This window comes from Brevibacterium limosum, assembly GCF_011617705.1.
Classification (GTDB): domain Bacteria; phylum Actinomycetota; class Actinomycetes; order Actinomycetales; family Brevibacteriaceae; genus Brevibacterium; species Brevibacterium limosum.
The window spans coordinates 1,633,428-1,660,422 of record NZ_CP050154.1 but is presented as its reverse complement, the minus strand read 5'-3'; the positions used below and the strand labels follow the sequence as shown (position 1 = coordinate 1,660,422).

Genomic DNA, 26,995 nt, shown 5'->3' with positions numbered 1-26,995 from the left:
CCGTCATCTGCCAGTCTGCTCGATGACCGCATGCTTTTCCAGGGTGATGGCCCCACATCGCCGGTCCGGTTGACCCCAGGCTGCCAGAGCGCACGCTGAATAACCGCATTCCCTTGACCGCAATGCTGCCGCCGAGGCCGCCTCGACAATGCGACCTCTTGTATTCGTCGATGACAAGGTTTCCCGTTGTCGAACGGGTCCAACCGTCGTGAATGCGACAACGCCGTGCCCTCCCAATGTGGAGGACACGGCATTATCAGTGACGGAGGCTGCTCAGCCGACGATGTCAACAGCTCCGAGGGTCTTCTTTCCCCGGCGCAGAAGGATCACTCCCCCGGCTTCGGTGGGGAGCACCTCGGCGGAGGTCAGGGCCTGTTCCTGGTCGGCGACCTTGACGTTGTTGACATACGCCCCGCCGTCCTTGATGGCGCGGCGGGCCTCGCCCTTGGACTTGACGATGCCAGCGGCGACGAACGCGTCGGCGACGGGCAGGCCCTCGGACAGCTGGGTCGCTGACACGTCACCGCGGGGCAGCTCGGCGGTGGCGGCGCCCAAGGTCGATGCGTCGAGACCGGCGAGCTCTCCCCCACCGAAGAGAGCGGAAGCTGCGGCGATGGCTTGGTCGTAGGCCTGGCGCCCGTGGACGAGGGTGGTGACATCCTCGGCGAGGGCCCTCTGCGCAACACGAGTGTGCGGCGCGGCAGTGAACTCGGCTTCGATGGCTTCGATCTCGTCGAGCGGGCGCAGCGAGAACACCTTGAGGTACTTGACCACGTCGCGGTCGTCGGCGTTGAGCCAGAACTGGCTGAACGCGTACGGGCTGGTCAGGGACGAGTCGAGCCACACGGTGCCGGATTCGGTCTTGCCGAACTTCGTTCCGTCGGCCTTCGTGATCAGCGGGGTGGCCAGGGCATGGACGGATTTCTGCTCGACGCGGCGGATGAGGTCGACGCCCGAGGTGAGGTTGCCCCACTGGTCGGATCCGCCGGTCTGCAGGGAGCAGCCGTAGCGGCGGTTGAGCTCGAGGTAGTCGTTGCCCTGGAGGATCTGGTACGAGAACTCGGTGAAGGAGATGCCGGCTTCGCTGTTGAGGCGCGCGGAGACTGATTCCTTCGCGAGCATCCGGTTGACCGGGAAGTGCTTGCCGATGTCGCGGAGGAAGTCGATGGCCGACAGCCCCGAGGTCCAGTCGAGGTTGTTGACGATCTTTGCGGCGTGGGGTCCGTCGAAGTCGAGGAACTTCTCGACCTGGGCGCGGATCTTGTTCACCCATTCTTCGACGACCTCACGCGGATTGAGCGTCCGCTCCCCCGACATGCGCGGATCGCCGATGAGGCCAGTGGCGCCGCCGACGAGGGCGAGCGGGTTGTGGCCGGCCTGCTGGAGGCGGGCGGCGGTGAGCAGCTGGACGAGGTTGCCCATGTGCAGGCTCGGGGCCGTCGGATCGAAACCGACATAATAGGTCAGCGACTCCTCGGCCAGGGCTTTCTGCAGGGCGGTCTCGTCGGTGGAAACTGCGACGAGCCCGCGGGCCTTGAGTTCACTGAAGATGTCGGTCACTTCGGTCCTTTCGAATCTGTGGTCTGTGCCGGCGCGGAGCCGACGGGGTCAATTCTACGGGGTCGCTGAGGTGGCTCTTCCGTTGACTGTCATCTGAGCAACTGCGACGGATAACCTCGTCCGCACCGTGCGCGCTCAATCTTCTTCCCTACGTGATCTATTCAGGCCGAGCTCACGCTCTAATTCCTCGTGGCTCACTCGTCCAGATTCGTTGCGCGCACTAGCCGCCGCACGCACATCTTCTTCGTCTTCGGCAGAACGGCGACGCAACTCGAAGGGCTCGGACTGGTTCTCAGGAAACATGAGTCTATTGTCCGCCTAGTGGTTCGAGCCTGGCTATGTCTGTCGGCGGCCGCAGGCAGATGCTCTGGACTGAGGATTCACGCAACGCTGGATTGTGGCATGTTGCAACTGTTAGAATCAGTGTATTCGAGGAGGTAGCTATGACCGCTCAAGCGCATGAATCGGAGCAGACTACCAAGCTCGATCTTCACGGGCTGACCCAAGCTGAGGCTCAGGACGTGATCAAAGCTCATGCCAAGCACGTCCAACTCCGGATCCAAGCACGAGCAGAGCTCCGCGCCACAGTGGACCGCGCCTATGTCAACGGCCTCCCTCTGATTTCTGAGGCCACGCAGAAGCAGGCCGTTCGCACCGCCGACGCACGGGTCCGACTCATCGAAGGCGAAGGCGCGGCTACCTACAAAACTCTCGCGGAGCTCCGCGGAACCAGAGAAGGCGGTGCACGCTCGTGGGTCAATCGGCTGCGGAGAGAAAATCTGCTGTTCACCGTTGAGGTCAAGGGGAAGACGCTCATTCCCACCGTCCAGCTCACTGCGGACGGGCAGCTCGACGAGCTCGTCAGCGAGCAACTCGTCAAACCGCTGCTGGCTGCAGGTATGGAACCGTGGTCATTGTGGTCGTGGCTGACCAGTCCCACCGGCCTGCTCAGCGGGGAGATCCCCACCGACGCAATCGTCACGGACCGGAAACGAGTCATTCGCGCCGTCGAGCGTCAGGTCGCCGATCTCGCTTTTGCCGTCGGCGCATGAGGCGTGTCTTCGGACCCGAAGATCTCGAGTGTCCAGCTCCGGGCCACTGCCCCGTCGCCACCGATGCCCTGACCGAACTCGCACACACTGGGCAGTTGCCGGCGTGCACAATCAGCGAAGGCAGCACATGGCATCGGGTCTACAGCTCACGGTTCGGTCATACCGAGGCCAACCCCGGGTACGGCGACGCCAGGTTCTCGCCCTTCAACGAGGCGGGACCTGACACCCGAGTACCGACCGACTATTTGGCGAAGACTCCCCACGCCGCTCTACTGGAGACTGTGCTTCGCGATGTCGGCGAATGGATTGTGCGAGAGGTCTCCGAAGCCCGATTCTACGGACAGCTTCACGTCGGCCTGGAGACGACCGAGAGATTGAAAGTGGCCGACCTGCGCAACCCGGCGTTGACGAAGCTGAATATCCCACGGTCCTCCATCGCGTCCTCAGCGCAGGAGCATTATCCGTGCACGCGCATCGTGGCCAAGGCCATTCATGCGTCCGCGCAGAATCTTGCGGGCATCATTTGGCACTCTCGCCAGACTGAGATCAGCCACCATCCCGATACCGAAGCCCTCATCCTGTTCGCCGATCGATTGGCCGAAGGCCGCGATGCTCTGTCTCTCGCTCCGTCCCTGACAGCGGTCGGAGCGATCGGCGATGGAGCCGGACGCATCGTCTTGGACGAACTGCTCGAGGATCTCGGCGTCACGGTGGTCTCGCCTCTCAGCTGAGGTCGTATCCCGACTCATCGGCGCGCGGAGGGTCGCTTCCTCAGCCAGACAACCAACGTGGTGATGCCTGAAGCGATGACAGCACAGAGGCCGATGATTCCGAGGGCCTCACCGAGGACCGCCAGGATGCCGGCCCCGATGTTGGCGCCGCCTCCAGTCGGTTCACTGTTGTCGTAGAGCCCCACGGCGTACATCGCCGCACCGACGACGATCAGGGTGACACCGCTGGTGAGTAGAAACTTTCGCATGTCGGGCCTCCCCGAAAAACTCTCGATGTGCAGAATCGGTGCCGCGCGGCCAACTGAAAAGAAACACAGCTGCCGACGGGACACCGGTTCGCAAATTAGCACAAGGAATCTTCCCTCAAAGGCGAAGTTCCAGCGCACAAGCCCTCACACGCTCCGCGCCGATCCCGAGAACTCTCGCAGGCGAGCAACCTCGGCCTTCGCGTTGGCAATCTGCACCTCCACGGCCGAGCGAGCCGTGCCGCCCTTGGCGTTGCGGGAGTCGATCGAACCGAGAGTCGTGAGCACCTCGCGCACCGCCGGGGTCAGATGCTCGGAGATCCCCGCGAAATCCTCATCGGTCAGGTCCCACAGTTCGACGTCCCGCGACTCGGCCAACTGCACGCACGCCCCCGAGAGCTCGTGAGCAACTCGGAACGGCACGCCTTCACGGACGAGCCATTCGGCGATGTCCGTGGCCAGCGCGAATCCGCGCGGAGCCAGGTACGCCATCCGCTCGGTGTCGAACTTCAGCGTCGCCACCATCCCGGTGAACGCCGGCAGCAGCAGCTCGAGGGTGTCCGTGGCGTCGAAGACCGGTTCCTTGTCCTCCTGCAGGTCCCGGTTGTATGCCAACGGCAGCGCCTTGAGCGTCGACAGCAGACCGGTGAGGTCACCGATGAGGCGACCGGACTTTCCGCGGGTGAGTTCGGCGACGTCGGGGTTCTTCTTCTGCGGCATGATCGACGACCCCGTCGAGTACGCATCGTGGAGGGTGACGAACGAGAACTCCTTCGTCGCCCACGCGATGACCTCCTCGGACAGACGCGAGAGATCGATGCCGATCATCGTCGTGATGAACAGGTACTCGGCGAAGACGTCGCGCGACGCAGTGCCGTCGATGGAGTTCTCCACCGAGTCGTTGAACCCGAGGTCGGCTGCCACGGCCTGCGGATCGAGACCCAACGACGACCCGGCCAAAGCGCCCGACCCATAAGCGGATACTCCGGCGCGCGCATCGAAGTCGGCGAAACGAGCGACATCGCGCAGCAGCGGCCACGCGTGAGCGAGAAGGTGGTGGGCCAGCAGCACCGGCTGTGCATGCTGGAGGTGAGTGCGTCCGGGCATCGGCGCCTCGGGGTGTTCCTCGGCCTGGGCGATGAGCACCTCGACGGTGTCGAGCACGAGCCCGGCGACCTCACGAGCGTGGTCACGCAGGTACATCCGACCCATCGTTGCGATCTGGTCGTTGCGCGACCGGCCGGCCCGCAGCTTCCCGCCGAGTTCGGGTCCGGCGATCTCGATGAGGCCGCGCTCCAGCGACGAGTGCACATCCTCGTCGGATTCGGCGGCGACGTATCCGCCGGCTTCGACGCGGCGGAGCAGCTCGTCGAGCGACTCGGTCATCCCGGTCAGTTCCTCGTCGGTGAGCAGTCCCGCGTGGTGGAGGACCTTCGCGTGGGCCTTCGACCCGGCGATGTCGTACTTCGCCAGGCGCCAGTCGAAGTCGGTGGACTTGCTCAGTGCGGCCAGGGCATCGGCCGGACCGTCCGAGAACCGTCCGCCCCACAGGCTCAGTCGTTCGCTCACAAATCGTCCTTTCCTGACCGAATCGCATCCGCGTCGGCCCGTTCATGCTCATGAAGAAACTCAGTTGTCATTGTTCCAGCTTCCCCCGCCGAGGCGGCCGCTCAGTTCCGGGGAGCTCGAAAGCGGTTCAGCCCTCGGCCAGCCCGCCTGCCGCGTATTCGAGGAAGGTCTCGGCCAGGGCCGCTCCCCCGACGGCGGCATCGGCGATGACGAGTACGGTGTCGTCGCCGGCCAGGGTGCCGAAGATGCCGACCATCGAGGACCGGTCGATCGCCGAGGCCAGATATTGGGCGGCCCCGGGCGGGGTGCGCAGCACGACCGTGTTGTCCTGAGACACCGCGGAGACGAGCAGCTCCTCGAGGATCCGCGGCAGCTTCGCATCGAGGCTCTCCCCCGTCGACTGCTGCAGGGACCGATCCCCGCCCTCACCGGGAACGGCGTAGACGGATCCCGCGGTGGACCGGATCTTCACGGCCCCCACCTCGGCGAGGTCGCGCGACAGGGTCGCCTGGGTGACGGTGATGCCCTGCGTCGCGAGCGCCTCGGCGAGTTCGATCTGGGACCGCACGGACTGCCGGGTGATGAGATCGATGATCTTCTGCTGGCGGGCAGTCTTCGTCAGCGGGGCGCTGTTGTTCGGCTCGGCCATCATCGCTCCAGGAGGAAGGTCATGAGCGCCTTCTGCACGTGCAGGCGGTTCTCGGCTTCATCGAAGACCACCGAGGCGGGGCCGTCGATGACCTCGTCCGTGACCTCTTTGCCGCGGTAGGCGGGCAGGCAGTGGAGGAAGATCGCGTCGTTGCTCAAGCTCATGAGTTCCTGGTTGACCTGGAACTTCGTGAACGGAGAGGCCTCGTCATCGCGTCCGGCAGAGTCCTGACCCATGGACACCCAGGTGTCGGTGACGAGGACGTCGGCGCCGGTCGCGGCGGCAACGGGGTCGTCGGTGACGGTGAGCGATCCCCCGGTCTGGGCCGCGAGGGCTTCGGCTTCGGCGACGATCGCTGCGTCGGGCTGGTAGTCCGCTGGGGCGACGATGCGCACGTGCATTCCGGCGTTGACTCCACCCAACGCGTAGGAGTTGGCCATGTTGTTCGCCCCGTCGCCGAAGTACGTCATGGTCTGGCCCTTCACGTCGCCGCGGTGTTCGCGGATGGTGAGCAGGTCGGCCAGGATCTGGCACGGGTGGAAATCATCGGACAGAGAGTTGATGACGGGCACAGAGGAGAACTCGGCCATCTCTTCGAGCCCGGCCTGGGCGTAGGTGCGCCAGATGATCGCCGAGACCATCCGGGACATCACCTGCGCGGTGTCGGCGATCGATTCCTTGTGCCCGAGCTGCGCCTCACCGGGGTTGATGATGAGCGGCTGTCCGCCGAGCGCGGCGATGCCGGCAGCGAACGAGACCCGGGTGCGCGTCGAGGTCTTGTCGAAGATGACGGCAGCGGTCTGCGGGCCGGCAAGCGGGGTCCGCGAGTAGGGGGCGGCCTTGAGTTCGACGGCGAGGTCGAGGACCTCGGCCTGTTCGGCCGGACTGAGGTCCGTGTCCTTGAGGAAGTGGCGTGTCATAACGTGTCCTTCAAAAGTCTGAGTGGGTGATGCCGGCGCCGAGGTGGCCCGCCGTTCCGTGCGAACCCTGGCTTGTCGTCAGCGCTGAGTTTGCGGCTCAGCCGGTGATGAGGCCGGGCAGGGCGTCGATGAACGGAGTGAGCTCGTCGGTGGTGATGGTCAGCGGCGGGGCGAGGCGGAGGCGTCCGGGGGCGACGGGGTTGATGATGAACCCGGCCTCGAGCGCTCGAGCAGCCACGGCCTTCGAGTCCGGGACCTGGCCGTCCTCGCCGGGTGTCAACTCAAGCCCGAGCAGCAGTCCCTTTCCGGTGATCTCTCCGATGCCGTCGACCTTTGCCAGCTGCCCCTTGAGCCAGTCGCTCACCTCTGACACGTGGTCGAGGAGGTTGTCCTTCTCGATGGTCTCGAGCACCGCGAGTCCGGCTGCGCAGGCGATCGGGTTGCCGCCGAAGGTCGTGCCGTGCTGGCCGGCTTCGAGCAGCTTCGTGTTCGCATCGCCGACGGTGATGGTCGCGCCAATCGGCATGCCGCCGCCGAGCCCCTTCGCCGAGGTGATGATGTCCGGGGTGATGCCCTCACCGATCTCGGGATCCTGGTGAGCGAACCACGAGCCGGTGCGGCCGATGCCCGACTGCACCTCGTCCAGGATCATGAGCGCCCCGACCCTCGTCGTCAATTCCCGCACCGCCGTGAGGTAGCCGGCGGGATGCGTCCGCACGCCGACCTCACCCTGCACGGGTTCGATGAACACGGCAGCGGTGTTCTCATTGATCGCCGCTTCGAGCGCTTCGACGTCTCCGTAGGGAACGTGGACGACTCCGGGAACGCCCGGGGCGAAGGGGGCGCGGTACGCTTCCTTCGCGGTCAGTGCAAGCGCGCCCATAGTGCGGCCGTGGAAGGCGCCCTCGACGGCGATGATGAAGGGACGTCCCCCACCGGCCGCGCGGCGAGCCATCTTGAAGGCCGCCTCGTTGGCTTCGGTTCCCGAGTTCGAGAAGAACACGGCCGAACCAGCCGGCAGGTCGAGGATTTCGTGGAGCTTCTCGGCCAGGCCGATCTGAGCCGGGGAGGTGAAGAAGTTCGAGATGTGGCCGAGCGTCGACGCCTGCTCGGTGATGGCGTTGACCCAGGCGGGGTGACAGTGGCCGAGGGCGTTGACGGCGATGCCGGCGAGCAGGTCGAGGTACTGCTTGCCCGCCGCATCCCACACGTACGAGCCCTCACCGCGGACGATGTCGAGCTGCGGGGACCCGAACACCGGGGACAGGACACGGGAGAAATCGTCGCGCCACGTCTGGGCCTGATCGGAAGCCTGCCCGGCCGAAGCCTGCGTACCCGTCTGATCACTCATGAACGTCCTCCGTTGCTGTCGTTGCTAGCGTTCAAACCATCCGTCGTGGCGGCCTCGGCGGGATCTGCCTGGTGCCCGTCGCCCAGCGGTGCGGGTTCGACGATGGTGTCTTCGACCATGGTGCCGATGCCCTCGGAGGTGAAGACCTCGAGCAGCAGGGAGTGCGCCATCCGGCCGTCGATGATGTGAGCCTGCTTGACCCCGTGCTCGATCGCTTCGAGTGCCGCGGTCATCTTCGGGATCATCCCCGAATCGAGCGACGGCAGGAGTTCGCGCAGCTTGTCCGGGTCGATGCGGGAGATGAGCGAGGACGTGTCCGGCCAGTTCGCGTAGAGGCCGGGCACATCGGTGAGCATGATGAGTTTGTGCGCCTTGAGAGCCTTCGCCACCGCCGAGGCGGCCAGGTCCGCATTGATGTTGAGCGGCTTCCCAGCCTCTCCCCCGATCTCGGAGGCGATGGAGCAGATGACGGGCACCCGTCCGGCGTCGAGGAGTTCGGTGAGCACGGTGGTGTTGACCTGGGCGATCTCGCCCACTCGGCCGAGGTCGATGACTTCGCCGTCCACCTCGGCGGTGGTTTTGTGCGCGAGGAGGAGGTCCGCGTCTTCACCGGACAGACCGATCGCGGCGTCACCGTTCTGGTTGATCCGGGACACGATATCGCGGTTGACCTGGCCGGACAGCACCATGCGGATGACTTCGGCGGCTTCCTCGGTGGTCACGCGCTGCCCGGCCTTGAACTCGGATTCGATGCCCAGACGTTTCAGCATGGCCGAGATCTGGGGGCCGCCGCCGTGGACGACGACGGGGCGGATGCCGGCGAAGCGGAGGAACGCGATGTCATCGGCGAAGGACTGCTGCAGCTCCGGGGAGACCATGGCGTTGCCGCCGTATTTGATGACGATCGTGGCGCCGGCGAAGGTCTTGATCCAGGGCAGCGCCTCGGTCAGCGCTTCGGCTTTGACCTGGGCGGCGGCGAGCCGGGCGGCCGTGGATTTCGTGGACATGTCGACGGGGCTGTTCATGAGGAGTAGGCGCTGTTCTCTTCGACGTAGTCGTGGGTGAGGTCCGAGGTCCACACGGTGGCGGTGTCGTCTCCGGCGTGGAGGTCGATTGACACATCAACTGTGCGGTCGAACGTCACGTTCGCGGGGTCTTCGTCGGGACCGGAGGCCGTGCACACCTGGACGCCGTTGATGATCACGTCGATCTGGGTGGGATCGAAATCCGCCGAGGTGGTTCCCACCTGAGCGACGACGCGGCCCCAGTTCGGGTCCTCCCCGAAGATCGCGGCCTTGAACAGGGCCGACCGTGCCACGGAACGAGAGACTTCGACGGCATCTGCTTCGCTGGCAGCACCCTTGGTGGTGATGGCGATGTCGTGGTGGGCGCCTTCGGCGTCGACGTGGAGTTGGTGCATGAGGTCGAGGCAGAGTTCGCGCAGCAAGGTGGTGAACTCGTCGGTGTCGACGGCGGCGTCGTGGGCACCGGAGGACATGAGGATGACAGTGTCGTTCGTCGACATGCAGCCGTCGGTGTCGAGGCGGTCGAAGGACCGGTTCGTCGAGGCACGCAGAGCCTGGTCAAGCGTGATCTGGTCGAGTTTGGCGTCGGTGGTGATGACGACGAGCATCGTGGCCAGTCCGGGTGCGAGCATGCCCGCGCCCTTGGCCATGCCGCCAATGGTGTATCCGCTGGAGCCGGTGCGGCTGGCGGTCTTCGCGACGGTGTCGGTGGTCATGATCGCCTCGGCAGCGGACTGTCCGGCTTCGACGCTCGTATCGGCCGCGGCGACGAGCGGGGCGAGGTTGTTCACAATTGCGTCGCGGAAGTCCTGTCCGCCGACGCCGATGAGTCCGGTCGAGCAGACGAGCACGTCCTCAGGCACCGTGTCGGTGCCGGCGTCGGTGAGAACTTCCGCGGTGGTCTGCGCGGTGAGTGTCGTGGTCTCGTATCCGAAGTCGCCGGTGTAGCAGTTCGCTCCCCCGGAGTTGAGGACGACGGCGCGGGCCTGCCCATTGGCCGAGGCCTTCTGGGACCACAGGACGGGGTTGGCCTTGCAGCGGTTGGACGTGTAGACGGCGGCGACGGCGGTGTCGGGTCCGTTGTTGATGACCAGGGAGAGGTCTTTGGTGCCGGAGGGTTTGAGTCCGGCGGTGAGTCCGGCGGCGGTGAAGCCGAGTGGGGCGGTGACGCTCATGGGGCGACTCCTTCGAGGGGAAGGGCGGTGGTCTCGTCGAGACCGAGGGCCAGGTGGATGGATTGGAGGGCTTGTCCGGCCGTGCCGCGCACAAGATTGTCGAGTGCCACGACGACGAGGATCTTTTGGGCTCGTTCGTCGACGGTGAACTGGATCTGCGCGACGTTCGACCCGGTGGTCGCCGCGGTTTGCGGCCAGAGGCCTTCGGGCAGGACGCGAACGAAGGGCTCGTCGGCGTAGGCCTGGGCGAACGCGGCGGCCAGCTGGTCCTTGAGCGCCACGGCGTCCAGAAGGCCTTCGGCAGTGCGCGGTGCGGCTTCACCGGCGTCGGCGGTGATGGTCGCGAGAATCCCGCGAGCCATCGGCACGAGTGTTGGGGCGAAAGAGATCCGGGTGGGGCCGTCAGCGGCGTCGGCGCCGAGGACTCCATTGAGGTTCTGCTCGATCTCGGGCACGTGCCGGTGGGTGCCTCCCGTGCCGTACGGCGAGGCGTTGCCGAGGATCTCGGCGGCGGTGAGGTGCGGCTTCAGTGCCTTGCCTGCCCCGGAGACTCCGTTCGCGAGGACCGCGTTGAGTCCGGCGGGTGCGGCGAGACCTGCTTGGAGGAGCGGTGCCAGCCCGAGGCTCACAGCGGTGACGTTGCACCCGGGCACTGCGATGCGCTTCGTTGACTTGAGCACCTCTCGCTGTTTGGTGCCGTCGGCGGTCAGCAGTTCAGGCAGGCCGTAGGCCCAAGTGCCCTGGTGTGCGGATCCGTAGAACTTCTCCCAGGCGGCAGCGCTGATGAGGCGGTGGTCGGCGGCGAGGTCGACGATGAGGGTGTCGGGGCTCGTCTGTTCGAGTTCGGCGGCGATCTGTCCGGACTGACCGTGCGGGAGCGCGAGGATGACGACGTCGTGGCCGGCGAGCACCTCGGCGGTGGACTCCTGGACCACGAGGTCAGAGAATCGTGGAAGATGGGGTTGATGTCGGCCGAGCTTCTCGCCCGCGGTGGAATGTCCGCACACCGTGGTGACGTTCAAGTGGGGGTGAGTGCTCAGCAGCCGGAGGACCTCTCCCCCGGCGTATCCGGTGGCACCGGAGACGGCAACCGTAAGATCGTTCATATGTATAACCATACCAGGCAATTAATTTATATGCAGGAGGCGTCATGACCCAGGCAGTTCGTGCAATGCAGGCAGGTGGACCCGAGGTCCTTGAGTTCGGTGAGATCGAGACCCCGAAGCCGGGCCCCGGTGAGGTGCTCGTCAACGTCGAGGCTGCGGGCGTGAATTTCATCGACACGTACCGTCGTTCGGGCGTCTACCCGATGGAGTACCCGCATGTCGTCGGCGTCGAGGGCACGGGTCGGATCGCCGAGGTGGGCGAGGGTATCGAAAGCTGGCAGGTCGGTGACCGTGTGGCCTGGCATGAGGGCCCGGGTTCGTATGCGACGCAAGTCGTTGTCAATACGGACAACCTGCTGCGAGTGCCTGAGGGCGTGAGCGCCGAGGTGGCTGCGGCGATGCCGCTGCAGGGCCTGACGGCGCAGTACCTGGCGACGAGCTCGCATGAGATCAAGCCGGGCCAGACGGCGCTCGTTCACGCCGGTGCTGGTGGAGTCGGATTGTTGCTGACGCAGATCATCAAGCACTTGGGTGGCAATGTCATCTCGACGGTGAGCACGGACGAGAAGGCGGAGCTGGCACGGAAGGCCGGAGCCGACGATGTGTTCCTCTACGGTGAGGGCGTCGACATCACGGCGAAGGTGAAGGAACTCACCGATGGCGAGGGTGTCGATGTCGCGTATGACGGTGTCGGTAAGGATACGTTCGATGCGTCGTTGGCGTCGATCAAGCCGCTGGGGTCGATGGTGCTCTTCGGTGGGGCGTCGGGCCAGGTCCCGCCGTTCGACATTCAGCGTCTCAACTCGTCGGGCGGCATCTTCCTTTCCCGTCCGTCGCTGGCATGGTTCGTCCGCAGCTCGGAGGAACTGGCGAAGCGTTCGGCCATGCTGTTCAACGGCATCGAGCACGGCTGGCTCAACTTCCGCATCGGCGCGACGTTCCCACTGGCCGATGCCGCGGATGCGCATCGGGCGCTTGAGGGACGTCAGACCACGGGCAAGGTCGTGCTGACGACTGCCTGATCTAGCCGCAACAGTTTGGGCCCGGAGTTCCTGCCAAAGTTCAGGACCGCCGGGCCCAAAGTGTCATGAAGCTGAAGTCTGGCGGCTCATCCTCACCACCCTAATAGTTCCGTGCTTGAGTCGTTGCGTTCTACATCGTTCCGACCTATTTCGTTGCGCCGCTGATACCTTGAAGTCATGTACGAAGATTCTATTCGCGACACAGTCCGTCAGTTCATGGCAGAACGCGATTGGCAGCAGTTCCACACACCCGAGAATCTCGCGAAGAGCGTCACCATCGAAGCAGCAGAACTACTCGAGTGTTTCCAGTGGGGAGGTGCTGACCTCGATTCCGCGAAAGACGAGCTTGCAGATGTGCTGACCTATTGCATCTTGCTCGCGGATAAGCTGGGTCTAGATCCCGACACCATCGTCTTGGACAAGCTTGAGAAGACCCGCGAGAAGTACCCCGTGGACAAGGCGCGTGGGCGGAGCGTGAAATATGACCAGCTTTAAAATCGAACGATTCCCGTTCAAGTCAGATCAAGTTACAGCGTGGGGAGCTGTCGACCCGCGGCATCGAAACTGGCCCGTTGTCTATGTGATGAACAATGACAGGGAAGTCTATGTCGGCGAGTCCCTCAACGTAGCGGGGCGAATGAAGCAGCACCTCGATTCTGATTCAAAACGAGATCTTAAGTCTGTGAGAGTCGTACTCGACAACACGTTCAATAAGTCTGCATGCCTCGATTTGGAATCTTTTCTCATCCGCATGTTCCATGGAGACGCTAGCCGCGAGGTCCTCAACCTCAATGCAGGCATCACCGATGCCGACTATTACGACCGCGAGACTTACAACAAGACGTTCCATCAGATCTTCGACGAGCTGCGGACCCAAGAAAACCTCTTCAAACGCACCATCCCGCAGATCATCAACAGCGATCTCTTCAAGCTCTCTCCGTTCAAAGCTCTCAACCACGACCAGGCCATCGCCGTCGATGACATTCTCGAGGGCTATTTTGCCGATCTCGAAACCGGCGTTGATAACACCGTCGTTGTCGAGGGCGTTCCTGGAACAGGCAAGACAGTAGTTGCGATCTACCTACTCAAACTATTGGAAGACATCAGGCGGCACGACTCGGAAGAACCGCTCGACATCAATTCCATCTTCAGTGACTACTTCACACCTGAACACGCCGAGCTGCTCAAATCTCTCAAGTTCGCGATAGTCGTCCCTCAGCAATCACTGCGCGACTCAATCGCTAAAGTCTTCAAACTGACTCCCGGACTGAGCAAGGGCATGGTACTGACGCCGTTCCAGGTCGGCGAAAGCACTGAGCAGTTCGACCTTCTTGTTGTCGATGAAGCTCACCGTCTCAATCAGAGGGCAAATCAGGCATCAGGGCCCCTCAACAAGAAGTTCATTGAGATCAACGAAAAGCTTTTCGGTTGGGACGATCCGCAGAAGACGCAGCTGGATTGGATTCAAAAGCAGAGCCACCACTCGATCCTCATGCTCGATGTCGGTCAAACCGTTCGACCAGCGGATCTGCCTGCAACCAAAACTAGGGAACTCGCATCACGCGCCAGAACAGCGGGCCGGCTCTATCCTCTTCAAACCCAGATGCGGATCTCAGCTGATAAAGATTACGTCGGCTATATTCGCCAGGTGCTCAGCGACAACCCGCCGGAGTCACGCGAAGACTTCGGCGACTACGATCTTCGGATGTTCACAGATCTAGGCGAGATGCGGCAGGAGCTTCAGAAACGCGAAGAAGAGCACGGGCTTTCGCGCCTGGTAGCTGGCTATGCATGGCCGTGGAAGAGCAAGAACGATAAGACCGCTTACGACATCGAGCTCGATGGTCAGCGAATGCGCTGGAACACGACCACGACCGACTGGATCAACTCGCCGAAATCAGTCGAAGAGGTCGGTTCGATCCATACTGTGCAGGGATACGACCTCAACTACGTCGGAGTCATCATCGGAAACGACCTTCGGTACGTTCCCGCCACAAGCAAGCTCATCTTCGACCGCTCTAACTATCACGACAAGAAAGGCCGTGAGAACAACCCGAAGCTCGGAATCACCTACTCTGATGAGGATCTAGTCGAGTACGTGAAGAACATCTACAGCGTGTTGCTAACCCGCGGAATTTTGGGCACATACATACTCGTCCAGGACGAGGCGCTGCATCGATACTTAAGCGATTTCCTCTAAGCGCCAAAGAGCCACCGAACAACTCAAATGACCAGGCTTCAGCATTCCTGGAGAGACGTCCATCCAGAGCGCTTTGAACTCGAACACAACCCAAAGATGCGAAATCTTTGACTCGAGCCACGTAGGCGGACCCTGATGCCGGCCATATCAGATACCTAGTGCACACGATTCACTATATGATTCACCTGTGACGACAAAACCATCTAACAGTGACAAGGCGATCTGGCTAGCTCGTGACAACTACCCTGGCAGCCCCTCACGCAGCAACCATAAAATAGATATAGCAAAAGTTGACTACTTCTGGATGGGGATAAGAGGTACAAGTTATTACCAACAGGCCCTGAAGCGAGCAAAGTCTTCAACTTTCGCCACGCTGGTACCCCAGCTAAACAACGCACACGACAATACAGCAATTGGAATTCAGGCTAACAATTCGCTGATAGGGTACGTTCCTCGCAACATGGCTCATACACTCTATTCTCAAATCGGATTCCTGAAACTGCAAGGACACTCGCTCAGAATATCAGTCCACATAAATCATAACGCCGAAAGCTCGAAATATCTAGATTACCCGGAATACTCGGCCTGGGCCTGCATCCCCACCCACCGCGGAATCAACAAACTAGCCCCTCTTAAAGACCTGAAAGAAGCGTTCCAGCCACTTTGGGACTCTTTGCCAGACGATCTTCGAGATACTATAGCCCGCGATGGTTATCATTTGACTTCTGAGACTGGCCCACAAGTCTGGAAAAATAGACATTCCGCACCCAATTTTTGGTTTAGCAGATCTTTCGACGGAGAAAACATTGATCTGGGCGTCAACCTTGCGTTGCAAAGTCTTCGAGAAGAGAGAAGGCGAATAGAGCAACTGGAAAAGAAGAAACGAGACAAGCAGATCATCCGAATGAACGAATCGGGACTGCCGAATAAAAAAATCGCAGAAAGATTGGCTATAAGTAGCTCAACTGTCAGAAAAATATTGAAAGGTGCAGGCAGATCCGCAGCAGAAACCAAGCCCACCGGAATTAATGCCACAAACGTTAAAAGCCTTCTCGCGCGAGCGGAAAAGTGTCTGCTTGCAGCCGATCGTCAATCTGAAGGGATCTCTCGAGCCGCAATAGCAAAGGAAATGAATACGAGCATAAAATCTGTCGAAAAATATCTAACAGACGGAAAGTTCTATAGGGATATGTCTCGAAACTTTCGGCGAAAAGACGCAATTATATGCATTCGCAAGAACAGTAATTTGGACTCTTACAGCGAAGACGAATTGCGTCGTGCTCGCAACGACTCGGTAATAGTTGAAAGGTTTAATCTACAAATTTGATTTGTTTTCATTCATCCGCCTTAGAAGAGTGGTTTATTGCTCGATACATGGAACGGACTCTTAGTGACGGGCATTCCACCATTCGGGAGCATCTGTGGACGACCAGAGTTTGTACCCGATCCCCGAGAGCCACCCCGCGCTTGGTGGAGCAAAGCGGTTCCGCAAGATCAATCGTGACCTCAAAGCTCTCAATTAACGTGGCCATGTCTGTTTCATCGGTGGGTCGGACCTAGGGAATCGGCATTCGGCACCAGTTGTGGACTAAACCGGTGCGTACCCTCATTACACAGTTACTACCGAATGCCGAATCCCTTGATGTGGAGTGCTCCCCGACTGGTCATCTTCATAAGTCACAACAAGGCTATTCGGCGACTCAGTAAGTCCAAATCGCTCCTGACTTGCACAAGTAGGTGAGGTTTTCGGGGCCGCCGAGCATATTCGTGCTGGTCAGGAGGTTGCTTGTCTCGGATCTGTGTAACTAATTTGGGTCGAATCATGGTGGAATGAGCCCATTCGTGCGCAAGGTACCCACCGCGTCGGGTGCCACGGCCGTGCAGATCGCCGATAAGACTGGCGGGAAGTACCGCATCGTCGAACACCTCGGATCCGCTCACACGCCTGAAGACCTCGCCGCTCTCGTCGAGGCCGGCAAAGCCAAGCTGCGTGATCCCGGACAGGCCACACTCGACTTCGACACCGCCGACAAACCGCGAGTGGCATCCGCAGTCGTGAAGGCCAGCAGATCCGGCCTCCTCATCGACACGATCCGCACCGTGTACGAAAGACTCGGGTTCGACGTCATCGATGATGAAGCATTCTTCCAGCTCGTCGCTGCCCGCCTAGTTGAGCCGAGGTCGAAGTCTGACAGTGGTAGAGTCCTCGACGAACTCGGTGTCGAGGTTGTTCACCGCAACACGTTCCTCAACTGTCTGGTCCGAGCAAACGACCGCGACTACAGGGCCCAGATCGCTGAGAGATGCTTCGCCCACAGTGTCGCCACCACAGGGATCTCGCTGCTACTATAGGACGTCACGACCCTCTATTTCGAGGCTGAGAAAGAAGACGATCTACGCCAGGTCGGGTACTCGAAAGAACGTCGTGTCGACCCGCAGATCGTCGTCGGGTTGCTCGTCGACAGGACGGGGTTCCCACTCGAGATCGGGTGCTTCGAAGGCGCGAAAGCCGAGACCCACACGATCATTCCCGTGATCAAAGCCTTCCAAGACCGCCACGGTGTGACAGACATGGTCGTCGCCGCTGATGCGGGCATGTTGTCGGCGAAGAACCTCAAGGAACTCGACGATGCTGGGCTGCGGTTCATCGTCGGGGCGAGGCAGACGAAAGCCCCACATGATCTGGCGACGCATTTTCGGTGGAACGGCGAATACACCGACGATGGACAGATCATCGACACGATTACTCCGAAAGGGGTGAAGCGACTCGATCCTGACCGGGTGAAGAAGCGACGCGAACCCGTGTGGTCGGCTACGGAACATCCGGATGCGTGGCGAGTGGTGTGGCAGTACCGGCGCAAACGGGCGATGCGTGATGAGCAGACGCTGAACCTGCAGCGCAACCGTGCACTGGCAATCATCGATGGGGAGAAGCCGGCGAAGAAGGCCCGGTTCGTGAAAGTCACCGATGAGGAGAAAGCCTTCGATGAGAAGGCGTATGAACGGGCGATGAAGCTGACGGGGTTCAAGGGCTACGTGACGAACATTCCCGTCGGGACTATGCCAGCGACCGAGGTCATCGGCAGCTATCACGATCTCTGGCATGTCGAGCAGTCTTTCCGGATGTCGAAGACCGACTTGAGAGCCAGGCCGATCTTCCACCGGAAACGGGATGCGATTGAGGCGCACCTGACACTAGTGTTCACCGCGTTGGCCGTATCGAGGTTCATGCAGGCCGCGACTGGAGCGTCGTTGAAGAAGATCATTACGAGTTTGCGGCCGTTGCGGGAGTTCACCGGGCGGGTCGGTGGGCAGGACATCACGTTCACACCGGAGGTACCTAGGGCCGTCGAGAACATGCTCAAGGCGCTGGAAAAGTCGTAAATTCGGCTGTCAGCGGTGGGTAACTAAAGTTGTGCAACTCAGGAGAGGACGCCCTCGACCTCTATCGATCTCCGTGCACTATTGACAACACATCGCGGGCGAAGCCGTGAATCTCAATAGTGCTTAGCCCTCCCCACGGGAAATCTGGGCGAGTGTCGTGATGAGGATCACCGCCAAAGAACGCAATACGTCGCATCTCCGGAACAAGATGACGAGCACCAGCCAGCGGAGAAGTGGCATCTGCATTTTCGATCGCTGTAACGGCCTTCCCAAACATACAATTCTCTGGCAAAAGGTTGGGATACCGACGATGAAGGAAACCTTCGAGAAGAGGTCGTATCGCTCCAGCTGCGGCGTGGCCATCGCCGGAAGGGTCAGCAACGAAGTCCGAAACTATCCTGTAGTTCTTGGCATACTTTGACTCGCACTCCCGCGGAAGGTCACACTCCTCGAAATCGGTGTATGGTTCAAGAGCGGGGTTGAGCACCTTCGCCACGAGCTTAAGATGCGAACGCCTGATCCACACTTTCTGACCGCTCGAATCGAGTACCTTGAAATCACCCCAACCGTTATCTATTTCTAATAGAAATTGCGGGTCATGCGCAATCACAATCAATTGAGCGCATTTAGGTGCAAGGTCTCGCAAAATTTTAACAGTCGCGGAACGGCGGTTACGATCAAAGCTGCTCATGGGATCATCGACCACAATAATCTTTTGGTGCAATTCGGGGTCAGAGAGCGTGGAGGCCAGGAAGAACGAAAATGCCATAGCACGCTTGTCGCTCTCACTCAAAGCCGTGCGGAAAGACTTCTGCGCTCCGGACAGATTGACCGCCCGTTCTCTAAGTAAAATCCCATAATCTGTGCGCGGAGAGCCCCCTTTATAATTTGAAGCAAGCTGGTCCACTCTGAACGAAGCGTATTGCATCGCGAGATACTTGTTTATTTCGTCACTAAACTCCGAGAGGGTCTCATCCATTCGATTCTTCAGTTCAATGCGTGCCCGCTTCCGCGCGGCCTCAGCGCTAGCGTGGTCTTTCCGCAGGTCTGCGATCGTTGCGATTTCGTCTACGACATCATCGCTATAGCGAATCTTGGACAGCTGCAAGTTGCGAAGTTTGCTCTTTTCAGAGTTGACGTCAGCTTTTTCTAGACCGAGCTTAAACGCTTCGATCGACTCGCGCGTCTTCTTGACAACCAGCTCTTCTTTCTTCACCTCCCTCCAGTAACTTTCCCAGCTCCTCCGAATTTCTTTTTCATCTTCGAGTTTATATTCACTCCAGTCCAGATCCGACCGCTTTTTTTCAAGTAGAGCCAATAGTTTAGTCCGAACATTATCCAGATTTCCGGTCATGGTAGCCCGGTCACTCACACCAGGCATGTTTACTACTACACCGCTTTCCCGCCAGTTTTTGGTCGCTATTATTGCAGAGTCAATCGTCTGAGCAAATGTTTCAACAGCTTCTGAAGCAGTTGCATTTTCAACCATCTTCAACTTATCAATTACACTCTGCCTAAGATTCTTATATGCTTCATTAAAATGAATCTTGTAGCTGTCTACGAGTGAGCGATCCGTTATAGCCTGCCCGCAGTAAGGGCAATCTTCTCCACCAACGTACTTCTGTCCGTCTGCCAACCATTCTTCGAACTGGCTATCTGGTCGCGAGCGAAGATGCGCTACTACTATCCGCTCAGCGGTCGCGTGGGCTGATTCGAGAGTATTGCGCAACACCTCGAACACGCTGTCCAGTGAGAAATTGGGTACCGTGGGCACATCCGGCAGAGGCTGATTGAGAATTGCCCTCCGTGATTCGGCGGCTTTGACCGAAGCATCTGCAGCGACGATTTCAGCGTCCACATTCGCGACCGATACCAGCGACGTAAATTCGTCCTCACTCATTCCATCCGACTTGGTCAGGAGCTTCTGAACCGCAAGATCAAGTTCCGACTTCAGGTCCTTAGCGGCTTGAGTAGCTGATCGCTCTTGGGCTTCCGCCATTACCGCCTTCTCGCCTAGCGCGAATGACAGCAAGTTCTTGCGATGATCTGAATTTACCTCATGACCAGAATGCACATTATTTTCTATGAACTCGGAGTCAAAGACTTCGAAATCGCTCGCATCACCTTTCCAAGCGCCTTGCTCAAACGTTAGGCTACTTCCGTCTGATCGAGATATCGAAACATACGGGTTTACAGTCGAGTCGATAGTCGCGCGGTCAGTTAAAACTGAGGGGGCATTAGCGCGGGCCGAACCAAGAATCGCCGATAGTGTGGACTTTCCGCGCGCGTTCTCTCCATAGATAAGGGTTAGGCGTTGCAAAGGTAGATTTGCGCCCTCTTGCGCATCGCAAAACAGCCCGATCCCGCTTACCCTCTGGAACTTTTCTATCACGTCAAATCGCCTTCCGTGGTGGTGGTGATTCTGAATCCTCGCAGGTTTTCAACAGTAGTCTACGATGAGTCTGCAATGTGAGTCCCCCTGTTCATCGATCAATACGAACAACGAGTCCCGGGTGTAGTAGTCCGTGAGGAATAGGGAGTTGTCATAGTTTCAGCATTCCCGACATCGGTCCCGGGACCTTGTTGGAGGTCAACAACATGAACCAGCGTGACATTTTGCTCGTCGTGATCTACGTAAAACCACTCTTCACCTCTTGATAATCTGCGCGATGGGCACCCGGACTTCGGCAATGACACCGAGTAGGGGCAGATGAATGAGAGTCTTCTCGGATACTCGATCGACCGTCGCATTCAATGCTTGCGCATACACTGTCAGCTGGCCGAGGTACTTCTGTCGGATATGCTCTATCGGATCGGCTCCGGGATACGATTTGTGGTCGACGAGGATAAATTCCCCGCTCTGCAGCAGAATTCGCGAGTCGATCCATCCTTGCATGACCTGTGCATCATTATTGCGCCACGCAATAGGGGACTCCGTGACCACCTCGGCGCCGGGGTACGTCGCCTTCACCCAAGCGGTCCATCGTTCGCCGACTTCGATGAGCACATCGGCGTTCAGCACACCGTATTCATCCCACCTCGAGAGGATTCGTTGCGCCGCTGTGCGTTTCAACTCATCGGTCAATGTAGTAAGCGGTAGCCCCAAGTAGGCGTGGACTGCGTCGCCGACCCGGTCCCAGTCCTTACCTCCCTTCTCCACCAGCGGCTCCCCCAACTCGGCAAGAATCTCAACGTCCGCCTCAACTCCGTCTGAGGGCACATTGCTCGCGGTGAGCCGTGCTGGCAATCCAGTACCTGTGGGTGCGGAGTTTCGGACGGGAATGTCTGTGCGGGCGAAGAACGAACGCGGCGGGCCATCAGAATCAGACACCGGGTCTCCTTCGACATCAGTCGGAACAGCACTGATACGAATCAGCAGCTCATGCACCGTGCTTCCGCTACTCTTCTCGCGCCGGTTCGCGATGCGCAGGATGCCATTCTCCTCGGTCGCTCCGACAGTCTGGTCGGTGATAGTCGGCAGGTCCCACTCAAGGAGGTCTTCAGAAACAGACTTGGTGAGGACGTTGTCCTTCCCTGCGGGATCTCCGAACGCCACAATGCTGTACGTTTCAGCACGAGTGAGCGCAACGTAGAGCAGGCGCGCGGTCTCATCTTTTTCTGCCTGATTCGCGCGACTGACCGCGTCGAGGTGCCGCAATCGGTCCTTCAGCGGGTCGTAGCCTTTGAGTACGCGAGGCAGATACCGCAGAGCACGATTCGCCAAGGGATGCCGCGCGTCGAAGACGGGCGCCTTCTCCACGGTGATCTCTCTGTGCCCATAGTCTTTGTCTACGGGTACTCCGACGATGACGACCGGCCATTGCAGACCTTTTGACTGGTGCATCGTCGTCACGAGCACGGCGTCATGGGCCGTCGTCTGCTCATAAGATCCGGCCGCCTCGGTGAGGTGATCGAGCAGCCCTGCTGGAGTGACCGGCGAACGCGTCTGTTCCGCAGCGTCCGCATATTCACCGGCGATCTGGCACAGGGAATCAAGCGTTGCCAGACGGTTCTCCGGTGTCGTCCACGCTTTGATCCGCTGTGACAGGTCGAGGACATCGATGATGCTCAGCAGCAGGTCAACCGGTGAGTGATGAGCGGCATTGAGCGCCACTTCCGACAGGGCAGCCAGCGCCGGATCATCCCACCACGACCGAGGCTGGACACGCCGTTCTTTCTTGTCGACGATCCGTGCCGCATCTTCGAACCATGTGTCGTGGCTGCCGTGGTCGGGCATGAGAGTGACGAGTTCGGCGAGCGCCACCGCGTCGTCCCGGTCGACGACCGCGGCCAAACCGGCGGCAACGAACTGTCCTTCCCTGGTTGAAAGCAGATCACTGGTCGACCCCACTGCGCGGATGCCGCGTTCGCGAAGTTCAGAGACGACCCGGGAGACCTGAGAGTTCGTGCGAACGAGGACAGCGATATCGCCCTGTTTGACGTCACCGTCGGGCAACTGAGGCGAGCGCTGCAAGAAATCTTCAACTCCCGCGGCAATGGCTTTACCCATCCGTGTATCCGCGGATCGAGTTCCGCCGGCTGTCGTGGTCGGTACCCAGAGTTCGCGGCTGCCGATATGGCGCAGGTGTTCACGCTGTGGCGGGATGCTCAGCACAACTTCATCTTCCTTCTGGTCGGCGAAGACCGAGCTGAAGAGAGTATTCGACAGTTCGAGAGCCGGTTCGGTCGAGCGCCAGGACGCGCCGAGGTTCTCCGAAGTGGCCTTGCCCAGTTCTGTCTTTCCATCGATGAGTGCCGAAAAGACATCGTTCATCAGTTCTGGGTCGGCTCCGCGGAACCCGTAGATGGCCTGTTTGCGATCGCCCACCCAGATGACTTCATCAACGAGGTCGGCGAGTTCCATAAAGATCGCCAGTTGGATGGGAGACGAGTCTTGGAACTCATCGACGGCGAGCAGGCGGTAACGAGAAGCGATCGATGCCCTGACTCGTTCGTTCGTGCGCAGCAGGTCAAGGGCGCGAACCTCCTGGTCGACGAAATCCATGACCCCGAGAGTGTTCTTATGTTTTTCATACGCCGACAGTGACGCGATCGCTGTGTCAATGACGAGGGTGATCAGTGCCTCGATGTCAGAGTGGAAGGCACTGTTGGCGAGGAGCTCTTCAGACACGAGGCGAGCGCTCGACTCATCGAGAACCTGTTTGGGCACTGCTCCGGGCGCCTTCCCACCTGGCACGGCCGTGTACTTCCGCTCTGCCACCTTCGCCCATGTCGACCACGGGACCCGCGGGAACGGAACAGCCTCCTCGGCGCCGTTCTCGAGTCCACGGAGGAAGCGGTCAAGGGTGACGATGCTGCCTTCGACGTTGCCTTCGTTGGTCTTCGTCACCTTCGGTCCCTCAGACGGAGGTTCCTCGCCGTCTTGGAAGACTCGCAGTGCGTCGCGCAGCTGCTCGATGTCGCCGGCCAACCTGTCACGCCATTTCTGCCGTCCGTCTCCCCCAGCGGCAGGAAGAGCTGAGAGGAAGAGCTCAGCCGAAGCGCGTGCCGATGCTCGCAGTTCGGCCTCGCCGAGGTGGTTCGCCCGGGCCGCCTCGGCGACGGATCTGACCAGGTCCGACCAGACAACGGGTCCGTGGCCGAACGAGTTCGAATCACCGGGACTGCCGTTATGACCGGTGCGGACGAGCAGATCGCGGTGAGTGGCTTCAGCTTCGGCAACAACCGCGTCAACAGCCGTGGTGAAGACGATCGCCTGTTCCTGTTCATCGAGAACACGCAGCTCTGGTGAGAACCCCGCGTCGATGGCGTATTCAGTGACGAGGCGACCGGACATCGAGTTGATGGTGCCGATGAGTGCGGTGCTGATCTCCTCGGCGGCGGTGATGTTCCCGTCATCGAGGAGTCGCTTCTGCGTCTTCTCGACAAGGTCGGCCGCGGCGCGGACGGTGAAGGTGGTGGCGATGACTTCGCTGGCGCGAAGAACGGGTTGGCCGTCGGCCGTTGTCTGGGACAGTCGTTCGGAGAGCACTTCCGTCAATCGATAGGTCTTTCCCGAGCCCGCCGAGGCGGTGATGACGTGCACGCTCATGAGTGGTCCCCCGTGATGCCGTAGATGAGGTTGAAGTTGCTGTACGACTGGTTCTTGGCCACAAAGAGACGGTCCTCATCCAGCTCATCCGCTTTGATGGTCTTGAGCGCTTTGTCCACCTGTGTGCTCTTGGTGTGGGGGTTGACGCCGAATTCCGCATGGACGTCTGCGTTGAGGGAATCGAAGCGGCCGGTGGCGATGGCGGACAGTGTGTGCTCGATCGAGGCTTGGATCATCGGCCATAGTCCTGCGGGATCGCCACCGAGTCCGTTGCCGTCATCATCGAAGCTGTCGGCTGTTCCGGCATTAAAGTTCGCGTCGAGGCCGGAGTCGGTCGAGATGAATCGTCCTTGTTTGAGCATGAAGTACGCGGTGAGTGGGTTGGCACCAGTCGGCGAGCCGCTGGTGTGTGAGTAGACGCTCAGCTGGACGGCTTCACCGTCATCGATCATCGTTCGATAGCGCTTTTCATAGTTCGCCCATTTGAGGTCGATGATTGCCGGTCGGCCGTCGCAGAAAGCGCCTTCAAGATCGCGCTGTCCTCTCAGCTGAACGGTCATTGCTTCGCCGGCGACGGTCAGTACCCAGTCGTGGTCGAAGCCGGTTTCGGCGCCGACGATCGTGATGCCGCGGTTTCTGAGCGTGGTGAACAGATGAACCAACGATGCGGTTGCGGTGGACCTGATCGTGTTTTTACGTGCCAGCTGCCCCGGCAGGAGCAGCTCGGAAGCGAACCGTGGGACCAAGCGGTCGAAGGTCTTCCCGACTCCGGCGGGTGTGATCGCCGAGTTGTCGCTGTCGTTCCTGGCCTGCACAAGGTATTCGACCACAGCGTGAGCCAAATTGCCGATCATGCGGTTGTCCGTGGGGATGTCGAAAGTGAACCCGCGACTCAGGCCGAGGCCGCGTTCGAGCGTCCAGCCCAACGGGTCGGAGAGCAACTGGTCGATCTGGCTGAAGGACAGGGTCTCGGGCAGGAGGTGGCGGAAGTCGCCATCGAGGACGCGCGAGACTCTGTTCGGGGCAGTGAACTGTTCGAGGCTGCCCGTCGACGTCGGAATGGCCACGTCATCCAGTTGCCATGTCTTGTCTGTGATGAGATCCGCGACGGACCGAGCGACCGTCGGGTCAGTGAGAACTGTGTCGACGGATGCGTTTGGAAAGTGCTCGCGGTCTGCAGCTGAGATGTCTTCTGCCAGTCGTGAAAGTACGGGGTGGAGAGTCACCGGTTCGCCTCGGCTGGTTACGGGGCAGAAGCAGATGAGGTTTGCAGCGGCGCGGAGGCCGTCGAGTTCGGCGGCTTGTCTCAGTCGTTCCTTCTCTGTCGAGATGGAGATCCGGACTCCAGATTGCGCCAATGCGTCGATTTCGGCTGGGTCCCAGGTCTCGTTCGCCGAGGTGGCTGAGCGCTGTGAACACCACCAGATGACGGTGTCGGTGCCTTCCGGGACTTCTGCGGGGCTGGTGACGACCGTCCAGTCGGCGGCTTGGGCGTGGGCGTCGACTCGGGTTGCAGTCGGTGCACTGGATTCTGCGATGTCGAAGAGCTCGCGGACTCGGATGGTGTTCGTACCGAGCCGGGAGATGGCGGCGCGGAAGGACGCGAGGTGGGTGGCCGCCTCGGCGATCAATGCGGTGGTGTCGTCCTGTGCTGTGTCAGCGGTGCGGTTGCCGTTCAGTCTGCGCAGGCGTGTAGCCAACCAGTCCAATGCGGGGTTGAGGGAGGCGAGGTCGAGCTCTTCTGAGTCGATCGCTGGCGGCCTGGTGCGCAGGAAACCGTCAAGTGCTTGCGCGGTCTCCCAGGCTCGGGTGGCGGTGTCGGAATTCTCGGCTGTTCGGGATTTCAATTGGTCGAGAGCGCGCATCCACGCGGACTCAGGATCGTTGGAGATACCCGGTTCTCGGGTGAGGGCTTGCAGGAGGACCGACGACACTCCCTGCGGAACGAGCGATGTGGCGGACGAAGTTGCGTCAATTGTGCCGAAAGAGAGGTGCAGGAACTCGGCGACTCGACGGATATCGGTCGGAGGTAAGACAGCGCCGAGGAAGACAGGGAGTATCTGGGCGGACGGATTTGCCGCGTTGGAGTCGGCGATTCCGAGCGTCGGTGCCTGGCGTCGTGCCAACTGTTGATCGAGGACGGCGGTGGCATCGCCGGCGATGATGCAGATGCGCTGTCGGTCGTTCACATTTGCGAGGTACCTGGCGGCCGCCTCGGCGGTGGACCAGTTATCGGGGCCGCGCACGATGGTGAGTTGCGGCGTTTCCGTTGGGGCTGAGGCCTCCGTGACTTTCACACCTGCAGCTTCTACCGCACCGAGGATGTCCTGCCACACCTGCGGGAGAGTGTCCCGCTTGTCACGCAGTTCGATCGAATCGATTCCGAGCGGCCAACTAGCTCCGTATAGCCGGAGCAACTCGAGAGATTCGCGCACGTCGTCTGCACGTCCGGGTGCCAGAGTTGCGGCGGTGTCATGTGGCGGACCGATCACGACGAGACTTTCGACTGTAGCCAAGGCGTCGAGTCGAGGGTGTGCGGAGTAGTCCTGGCCGTCGGTGGCCGGTTTCCAGCCGGCTTCGATCGCGTCGTCGCGCAGCTCGAGCAGGTGGTGGGCGGTGTTCCAGGGGTCGTTGGCGAAGGACCGGCGATACCAGGGGTGGTCAGCTTGTGCGAGCAGCGACCGGTATTGGGCAATGCGAATGGGACGGTCGGTGGTGGGTCGTGTTGTGCCCAGTCGCGTCTGGAGGATGCCGAGCAAGCCGAGCGGGCCGGTGACCACGGTTGTGCCGGTGGAGTTCGTATCCGTGGTGCCATCGCTGCGAGTGTTCGCCTGGGACTGCCATGGGGCTCGGTCGAGGGTCCACCCGAATCTGATGCGCATCTTTGCTCCTCCTTGCCCAGCTGATGACGACAGTAGTAGCACACCGGGGTTTCGCCAAAAATTTCGACGCTT

Annotated in this window: 18 protein-coding genes and 1 pseudogene; 7 read left to right on the top strand and 12 right to left on the bottom strand. The window is 60.6% G+C overall.

Going from position 1 to position 26,995, the window contains the following annotated elements; all coding sequences use genetic code 11:
• Positions 1 to 273: 273 nt before the first annotated feature.
• Positions 274 to 1,560: a tyrosine--tRNA ligase gene (tyrS, locus tag GUY37_RS07410; RefSeq protein WP_166824013.1), complete on the bottom strand. Its 1,287-nt coding sequence runs from the start codon at positions 1,558 to 1,560 to the stop codon at positions 274 to 276.
• Positions 1,561 to 2,003: 443 nt separating this feature from the next.
• Between tyrS and GUY37_RS07405 the strand changes: the two genes are divergently transcribed.
• Together GUY37_RS07405 and GUY37_RS07400 are read left to right on the top strand one after the other, a co-directional pair.
• Positions 2,004 to 2,612: a hypothetical protein gene (locus GUY37_RS07405; RefSeq protein WP_166824010.1), complete on the top strand. Its 609-nt coding sequence runs from the start codon at positions 2,004 to 2,006 to the stop codon at positions 2,610 to 2,612.
• Positions 2,613 to 2,707: 95 nt separating this feature from the next.
• A complete protein-coding gene (locus GUY37_RS07400) occupies positions 2,708 to 3,343 on the top strand; it encodes an RES domain-containing protein (protein ID WP_166824007.1) in 636 nt (211 codons plus the stop codon).
• A 14-nt stretch (positions 3,344 to 3,357) separates the two neighbouring features.
• Here GUY37_RS07400 and GUY37_RS07395 read toward each other — a convergent pair whose 3' ends face one another.
• The 8 genes from GUY37_RS07395 to argC all read right to left on the bottom strand — a co-directional run bounded on the left by GUY37_RS07395 (position 3,358) and on the right by argC (position 11,383).
• Entirely contained in the window at positions 3,358 to 3,591 is a 234-nt protein-coding gene (locus tag GUY37_RS07395) for a hypothetical protein (RefSeq protein ID WP_166824004.1), read from the bottom strand.
• 144 nt (positions 3,592 to 3,735) lie between these two features.
• Positions 3,736 to 5,157 carry an argininosuccinate lyase gene (gene argH / locus GUY37_RS07390; RefSeq protein ID WP_166824001.1) on the bottom strand — a complete coding sequence of 474 codons (1,422 nt, stop codon included), beginning with the start codon at positions 5,155 to 5,157 and terminating at the stop codon, positions 3,736 to 3,738.
• A gap of 127 nt (positions 5,158 to 5,284) precedes the next feature.
• Positions 5,285 to 5,809, bottom strand: coding sequence for an arginine repressor (locus tag GUY37_RS07385; protein WP_228278421.1), 525 nt, complete (start codon positions 5,807 to 5,809; stop codon positions 5,285 to 5,287).
• On the bottom strand, positions 5,806 to 6,726 hold the full coding sequence (gene argF / locus GUY37_RS07380; protein WP_166823997.1) for an ornithine carbamoyltransferase: 921 nt from the start codon (positions 6,724 to 6,726) through the stop codon (positions 5,806 to 5,808). The genes GUY37_RS07385 and argF overlap by 4 nt, the downstream gene beginning before the upstream one ends.
• A 97-nt stretch (positions 6,727 to 6,823) precedes the next feature.
• Complete coding sequence (locus tag GUY37_RS07375; protein ID WP_166823994.1) at positions 6,824 to 8,077, bottom strand: acetylornithine transaminase; 1,254 nt, start codon at positions 8,075 to 8,077, stop codon at positions 6,824 to 6,826.
• Positions 8,074 to 9,102: an acetylglutamate kinase gene (gene argB / locus GUY37_RS07370; RefSeq protein ID WP_228278420.1), complete on the bottom strand. Its 1,029-nt coding sequence runs from the start codon at positions 9,100 to 9,102 to the stop codon at positions 8,074 to 8,076. The genes GUY37_RS07375 and argB overlap by 4 nt, the downstream gene beginning before the upstream one ends.
• Entirely contained in the window at positions 9,099 to 10,277 is a 1,179-nt protein-coding gene (gene argJ / locus GUY37_RS07365) for a bifunctional glutamate N-acetyltransferase/amino-acid acetyltransferase ArgJ (protein ID WP_166823992.1), read from the bottom strand. The genes argB and argJ overlap by 4 nt, the downstream gene beginning before the upstream one ends.
• Positions 10,274 to 11,383 (bottom strand): N-acetyl-gamma-glutamyl-phosphate reductase, encoded by a 1,110-nt coding sequence (gene argC / locus GUY37_RS07360; protein ID WP_228278419.1) that lies wholly within the window; start codon positions 11,381 to 11,383, stop codon positions 10,274 to 10,276. The genes argJ and argC overlap by 4 nt, the downstream gene beginning before the upstream one ends.
• A gap of 44 nt (positions 11,384 to 11,427) precedes the next feature.
• On the opposite strand from argC, the gene GUY37_RS07355 reads away from it, so the two are divergent.
• The 5 genes and pseudogenes from GUY37_RS07355 to GUY37_RS19480 all read left to right on the top strand — a co-directional run bounded on the left by GUY37_RS07355 (position 11,428) and on the right by GUY37_RS19480 (position 17,989).
• Positions 11,428 to 12,405, top strand: coding sequence for a quinone oxidoreductase family protein (locus GUY37_RS07355; RefSeq protein ID WP_166823987.1), 978 nt, complete (start codon positions 11,428 to 11,430; stop codon positions 12,403 to 12,405).
• Positions 12,406 to 12,582: 177 nt separating this feature from the next.
• Positions 12,583 to 12,900 carry a nucleotide pyrophosphohydrolase gene (locus tag GUY37_RS07350; RefSeq protein ID WP_166823985.1) on the top strand — a complete coding sequence of 106 codons (318 nt, stop codon included), beginning with the start codon at positions 12,583 to 12,585 and terminating at the stop codon, positions 12,898 to 12,900.
• The gene (locus tag GUY37_RS07345; RefSeq protein ID WP_166823982.1) at positions 12,887 to 14,605 is read left to right on the top strand and encodes a DUF2075 domain-containing protein; all 1,719 of its coding nucleotides are present in this window, start codon (positions 12,887 to 12,889) and stop codon (positions 14,603 to 14,605) included. The genes GUY37_RS07350 and GUY37_RS07345 overlap by 14 nt, the downstream gene beginning before the upstream one ends.
• Positions 14,606 to 14,792: 187 nt before the next feature.
• Positions 14,793 to 15,932: a LuxR C-terminal-related transcriptional regulator gene (locus GUY37_RS07340; RefSeq protein ID WP_166823979.1), complete on the top strand. Its 1,140-nt coding sequence runs from the start codon at positions 14,793 to 14,795 to the stop codon at positions 15,930 to 15,932.
• Positions 15,933 to 16,435: 503 nt separating this feature from the next.
• A pseudogene (locus GUY37_RS19480) lies at positions 16,436 to 17,989 on the top strand (IS1634 family transposase).
• A gap of 61 nt (positions 17,990 to 18,050) precedes the next feature.
• On the opposite strand, the gene GUY37_RS07330 reads toward GUY37_RS19480, so the two are convergent.
• The 3 genes from GUY37_RS07330 to GUY37_RS07320 form a co-directional block, all read right to left on the bottom strand.
• Complete coding sequence (locus tag GUY37_RS07330) at positions 18,051 to 20,381, bottom strand: AAA family ATPase (protein ID WP_166823977.1); 2,331 nt, start codon at positions 20,379 to 20,381, stop codon at positions 18,051 to 18,053.
• A gap of 255 nt (positions 20,382 to 20,636) precedes the next feature.
• A complete protein-coding gene (locus GUY37_RS07325; protein ID WP_166823974.1) occupies positions 20,637 to 24,041 on the bottom strand; it encodes a UvrD-helicase domain-containing protein in 3,405 nt (1,134 codons plus the stop codon).
• Entirely contained in the window at positions 24,038 to 26,923 is a 2,886-nt protein-coding gene (locus GUY37_RS07320) for a PD-(D/E)XK nuclease family protein (protein ID WP_166823971.1), read from the bottom strand. Before GUY37_RS07320 ends, GUY37_RS07325 begins: the two co-directional genes overlap by 4 nt.
• Positions 26,924 to 26,995: the final 72 nt, after the last annotated feature.